General features: G+C 36.9%; 4 protein-coding genes. All 4 read right to left on the bottom strand.

Annotated features, from left to right (window positions below; translation table 11 throughout):
• Window positions 1-133: 133 nt before the first annotated feature.
• From I3249_RS12900 to I3249_RS12885, 4 genes are read right to left on the bottom strand one after another with little or no spacing between them, the layout of a single operon-like run.
• Entirely contained in the window at window positions 134-1,711 is a 1,578-nt protein-coding gene (locus I3249_RS12900; RefSeq protein ID WP_238070226.1) for a hypothetical protein, read from the bottom strand.
• 31 nt (window positions 1,712-1,742) lie between these two features.
• Window positions 1,743-2,435 (bottom strand): OmpA family protein, encoded by a 693-nt coding sequence (locus tag I3249_RS12895; RefSeq protein WP_238070225.1) that lies wholly within the window; start codon window positions 2,433-2,435, stop codon window positions 1,743-1,745.
• A 12-nt stretch (window positions 2,436-2,447) separates the two neighbouring features.
• Window positions 2,448-4,601 (bottom strand): hypothetical protein, encoded by a 2,154-nt coding sequence (locus I3249_RS12890; RefSeq protein WP_238070224.1) that lies wholly within the window; start codon window positions 4,599-4,601, stop codon window positions 2,448-2,450.
• A gap of 24 nt (window positions 4,602-4,625) precedes the next feature.
• Window positions 4,626-5,030 (bottom strand): hypothetical protein, encoded by a 405-nt coding sequence (locus I3249_RS12885; protein ID WP_102094033.1) that lies wholly within the window; start codon window positions 5,028-5,030, stop codon window positions 4,626-4,628.
• Window positions 5,031-5,125: the final 95 nt, after the last annotated feature.

The following is a 5,125-nucleotide window of genomic DNA, read 5'->3' as shown; positions in this document are numbered from 1 at the left end:
TGGTTTGATTATTATCGTCAAGCTGCGTAACTAAAATCTCCCAAGTTTAATTCTACGGGATTGACGGCAGGGGTCAAAATCTCTTATCAGGTGTCCTAGATTAGTTGACCACTACAATCCTAGAGTGGTTCAATCATCCATGCCGTACATGACGCTTTTGGTAGCTAATAGCATATTTATCCAACTCATCTTTGTGACGAGAGTATTTATACCAACGCTCTATATTTTCTAATCGTCCTTTATGGTCTATATTCTTACTTGGATTGATAAAGCTATCACCAAAAGTAGGCGTGTACACAAACCTATTAGGATTACCCATAATGATTTTAAAACTCTCTTTCAGGCACATTGCCATATCTCGTTGCCACAAAAACATATGATCATGGATAAGATTGAGTTCAATGTTATTAAAAACATGGCTTTCTATTTCATTAGGTTGTAATGCGCTATCTAGGAGCGCCACACTGCTCGTCATCACTAAGTCAGCTTTCCCTCCTGTGTTAACTAAAGGCTGAATAAAGTAATAATCATCAAACTTAAGTAAGACTGTTGGTACCGAAGCTACATTTTCTGCAATCATTGAACTAGAGTAATTTAAGGTGGACTCCTTACTCACCAATTTAATGTTAGCAGTGGCAAATATAGGTTGGTACTTAGCTTGTTGATTACTAGGAATCAATAACCAATAATCGATAATATGCTGCTGGTAGTTTGTCCAAAATATATAGCGGTTGATAGAGATACTACGATTACTTTCAATATCTTCATCGTTGACTTGCGCGATGTACCTCACCGCTTTTTCTAATTGGTAATAGTTTCCTGCCCCCAGCCAGCAACGCAGAATCTGTTGATATTCTTTACCTAATAATTGCTTGAATGCAGGATTTTTATTCCACTCTTTTAGCCATATATGAATATCCGTAAATTTGTGCGTTTGCTTTTCGAGTGTCGATAAATCTGTTTTAAAGTAACGATTACTAAAAATCGATTCAGCACGACTGACGGCAGAATGTATATCGGACCGACGCTTGAGATAAGGGTTAATGGCGCGGCTATAGGAAGATAGTTGTTTTTCTGTCAGTTTTAGATATAGAGCAAGCCACTCTTCATTTGCTTTACTTTCAAAATCCGTACTCACTGGCAGTTTATGCTTGGATAACAGTTGATGAACTGTAATATGGTTTTCTAATGCTACTGTAGCAAAATGGCTAGGTTGCTGAGACAATAAGGCTTTCACTGAAAGCTTAAGCATATTGTCTTGCCACTTATAACTATCATCTGCTAATAACATTCCTATTAGTGCTTTTAAGGCATATATATTAGCAAATTTCTCATACAACTCAGGGTTTCGCTGATATTGCAGTACCAATACTAAGCTGGCATATAGTGCCTGTTGATCCTCCATCTCTAGAGCAGATAGCCACCAATTATTAGTGACAGTTTTAGCAATGGCTTTATTTTTCCATTCTTCATTTTCGATGATCACTAATGCCAGTACATCAATAACACTAAAGGCACTGGTCTGGTTTATTTTTAAAGTATCAAATTTTTGCTCGGCACGTTTTTTAAGATCAGCATCGATATCCACTTCTTGCAAAACACTCAAATCCAATGCTTGCCAAGGCATGGTATCAAACAAGGGCTGATGAATTAACGATTTCATGTTGTCAGCATTAATGTGAGAAAAGTCGACAGTAAAATTAACAGACATACTTTTTTTCATGGCGAACAGTTACTCATGTTTATGGTGTTAAGGTCATTTGATTCAGTTTCCGAACCGTATCTTCTGGAGTTTTTAAAGAAGTCTCTTGATCATCGCCTTCCTTAAACTCAAACCGTATCACCACGTTTCTATCATTAGGATTGGCGACCTCATCTGAGGTACTGGCATCATTTTCACCGCGTCCAACAGCCGTGAGCTTTTGTAAAAAAACTTGCTTGTAAGAAAAGTCTGGCATAGCATCGACATGCGCCAAGATAGCATTGGCACGCTGGGTACTTAAAGTCATATTGGAGGTATAACTACCAACGCTATCGGTATGACCCTCAATGACAATACGATCAATTCGGCTCTGCTGCTCAGGAGTCAATTCAAATATAGCTTTGGCATAGAGAGGCATAATAATATCAAGGTTTTGCTTGCCTTCCTCTTTAAGCGTCGCTGCGCCATAACCGAAGTTAGTTTTTTCTGAAACGATAAGCCGTCCAGTTTTTTTATCAATATTGGCAGGAATGCCTTTTTCTTCTAACACTTTCTTTAAATTGTCTGATACTGCCAAAATAATAGCGTCTTTTTTATCTTGCTGCATGGACAAGATGGCGATACTCAATGCCAAGAATATTGCCATCAATCCTGTCATCATGTCAGCTAAAGCAATCCATGTCGTGGCATCCTCTTCATAACTCTCTAAAGGTTCATCGTCATACATTAGCATGTGTGTGCTCCTTTACTCGTCATCTGAATGTTGACTATTACTGGCTGTTAACAACACCGCAGAGGCTGTTATCATCTCGTTCATTATTTTTTCTAACGCTTCATTGCTGGTATTGAACTTATTTATATAAGCATCGTTAAGGGTTGCAAATGCGTTGGTAAACTCTTTTGGCATCGTCTCCCCTAATTCTTCAAGAGCCTTATTAATATCTTCGGTATGCTCTCGCATCTCGCGTAAGTCTCTGACTAACGTACCATGACCTTTGTTTAAAGTGGTGGCGATGGTTGCCATTTGATTCAATAATGGCTCATATACTTCACGCGATCTATCTATGGTCTTTAATGATTCTTCATTCAGTTTTTGTTGCGCTTTGTCCATGCTTTCAAATTGCTTACCGAGTTGATCTGCCGTTTCCTGTAATCGCTTATTTTGGACACCAAGGGTTTTCTCAAGGGCTTCATTCTGTTGTGTGAAGAAAGTATCTAGGCTAAATTGATACTCTGTTCTGAAGGCTTCTAATTCGTCTTTTAGTTTTTTTGAGGAGTCATCTAATGTCTTATCAATATCACCTAAAGTATCTCTTAATGCACTGGCACTAGAATCAATCAAGACAGCTGCTCGTGACCCTGTATCTGAAAGCTCATTGTTCATACGAGTTAAGTGGCGATCCATATTGTTGTTAAAGTCGCCTAATACACTACTTAAATTATCAACAACATCTTTAGATATTTGTTTAATGACACCAGTCATCGCCGTATTCATGGCGGTTGTCGCCAACGTAATCGAACTTACCATTCCATTTTTAGCAGTCTCCATACCTTCTTCAATAGCAGGCTGAATGCTTGCAAGGTTCTCTTTTAAACCAACATTAAAGTCTGTTAGTGTTTTGTCCTGAGTAACCTGTAACTCACCCATTTTAGCGACTGTCGATGATATTTCTCCGACACCACTTTGTATTGCACCTTTCATAGCAGTGGTTGCTAATGTAATTGAGCTTGTCATGCCGTCTTCAGCAGCTTTCATACCCTTTTCAATGGCAGGCTGAATACCAGCAAGATTGTCTTGTAGATCAGTATTGAATTCTTTTAATGTTTTATCTTGATTTTGCTGTAACGTTTCCATCTGATCTACTGTAGACGCCATTGCGCTGACTAGTAAATTTGTATTTGTGACAAAATTACCCATCTGCTGAGTCACATCCCCCAGTTTTACAATCAACTGAGTGTTAGTGACTTGACTCTTATCAACTGCCTCAATAACTTTACTGGTCGTCTCATTGGTAGCGGCAATTTCATTTTTGATAGGTATTAATATATCTTCTTTTAAATCAGCCAATAACTTATGAATGACATCACTATTATTTTTTTCTAATGCCTGAGTCATTTTAGCTAAGGGTTCTGTGAGTACTTCTCCAATTTTTTCGGAAATAACATCGCCCAGCTTGTCCATATCGTAGCCAGTTTCGATATTTGTAATCGCACTAGACATACGAGTCAAAGTATTACTAAGAGTCATAAATAGTTGCTGCTGCGCTTCTGCTTGGGTTTTTTGCACATCACCTTGCTGCTTAGTCAGACCACTTATTTCTTGTAAATAATCACTTTGAATATTGGTTTTGGATGAAATATTAGCCAAATTGTTCAGATACTGACTATGGCTTTTCAGTTCATTTAAAGTTGACATATTAAGTGTATCTAACTTAGTTTGGCGACTTTGCATTTCAACTTTAGAATTAACTTTTTGACTTAAAATTTGATTGTTTCTACGAGCCAATATGGAGAAGTTAACAATCATAAAAAATATTGCAGAGCTTATACCTAATATAGAAAAACTAAAAACTGAACCTAAGCTTTTAATGAAGTCAGACAAATTTTCATTATTGATATTACCTAAATCATTTAGCTGTAACCCTACTAAAGATTCGGTAAGAGCAAAAAATGTACCTAATAGCCCTAAACTGGTTAAGATACTAGGCGCAAACTTTAGGATACTACTTGCGCCATTGTTAGTCTTTTTCAGCGCTAAAGCACCAGTTGCAATAAAAAATAAAAATGCTATTAAAATAGCAAAGAATATATAAGGGTTATGTTCTAATGCCATTGCCGTAATTTCAAATTTATTAAAAACCAGCCCAAGTATACTCTGTAATATATTACCTAAATCCATATGACTCTCAAATTAAACAAAAGGTTAAAGGTTAAAAAAAAGTTGCTCTTTTTTGGTTAGATTTTCTAGCAAAACACTGTAGGGAATATGACATTTTCTATCTGGATGCTGACGAGCATAAAGTGAATAAAAAACACCATCTCCATTTATGCCTTTTTCATCAGGGTCAAGCATTAGTATCAAATCATGCTCTAGATATTCATTTAGTTGACTCTCGCTATAAGTCAGTCTTAATGCTGTAAGCTGGCAATTCTGTTTTTGGTTCAACAGTAAAGTACGTCTGCTTTTATAATAATTATTTTCAACTTTACTGAGTTCAGGAAGTGGGTTTGTACGTAAATAATCATCGCATTGATGCCATAGATTATTATAATAAACTGCATGAATTAGCCAAGTCGATGCATCTTGGGTCTGTAATGGTTCTAGCATTTCTATATTCCATATTGACTAGGGCGTGTCTTCAATTCATCTTACAATGAACGATAGTACACGCCAGATAAAGCATTGACTTAAAATTACGCGCT

The sequence above is a fragment of the Psychrobacter sp. Ps1 genome, from assembly GCF_022129425.1.
GTDB lineage: Bacteria > Pseudomonadota > Gammaproteobacteria > Pseudomonadales > Moraxellaceae > Psychrobacter.
The sequence above is the reverse complement of the archived record's forward strand: the minus strand, read 5'-3'. Positions and strand labels throughout refer to the sequence as shown.

Excerpts from the sequence above, each read along its gene's own strand:
- I3249_RS12900 (WP_238070226.1), bottom strand. The coding sequence starts at position 1,711 with ATGTCTGTTAATTTTACTGTCGACTTTTCTCACATTAATGCTGACAAC.
- I3249_RS12890 (WP_238070224.1), bottom strand. The coding sequence starts at position 4,601 with ATGGATTTAGGTAATATATTACAGAGTATACTTGGGCTGGTTTTTAAT.
- I3249_RS12885 (WP_102094033.1), bottom strand. The coding sequence starts at position 5,030 with ATGCTAGAACCATTACAGACCCAAGATGCATCGACTTGGCTAATTCAT.
- I3249_RS12895 (WP_238070225.1), bottom strand. The coding sequence starts at position 2,435 with ATGCTAATGTATGACGATGAACCTTTAGAGAGTTATGAAGAGGATGCC.